Raw genomic sequence first — 440 nt, 5'->3', positions numbered from 1 at the left:
CCTACGGGGGGCAGCAGCAAGGAATTTTCGGCAATGGGCGCAAGCCTGACCGAGCAACGCCGCGTGGAGGATGACGGCTCTTGGGTTGTAAACTCCTTTTGGGGGGGACGATGATGACGGTACCCTCCGAATCAGGCCCGGCTAACTACGTGCCAGCAGCCGCGGTAATACGTAGGGGCCAAGCGTTGTCCGGAATTACTGGGCGTAAAGCGTGGGTAGGTGGTCGGTGATGTGCCGCGTGAAAGCGCCGGAGTAATGCCGGCGAGGTCGCGGTAGACACATTGACTGGAGGCTCGCAGAGGAACGTGGAATTCCCGGTGTAGTGGTGAAATGCGTAGATATCGGGAGGAACACCAGTGGCGCAAGCGGCGTTCTGGGCGAGACCTGACACTGAGGCACGAAAGCGTGGGGAGCAAACAGGATTAGATACCCCAGTAGTC

1 rRNA gene is annotated in these 440 nt (G+C 59.5%); it reads left to right on the top strand.

The features are described 5' to 3' along the window. A 16S ribosomal RNA gene (locus FLW16_RS43095) occupies positions 1–440 on the top strand; the annotation flags it as partial.

The sequence above is a fragment of the Microbispora sp. KK1-11 genome, assembly GCF_006874435.1.
Classification (GTDB): Bacteria; Actinomycetota; Actinomycetes; order Streptosporangiales; family Streptosporangiaceae; genus Microbispora; species Microbispora catharanthi.
The sequence above is the reverse complement of the archived record's forward strand: the minus strand, read 5'-3'. Positions and strand labels throughout refer to the sequence as shown.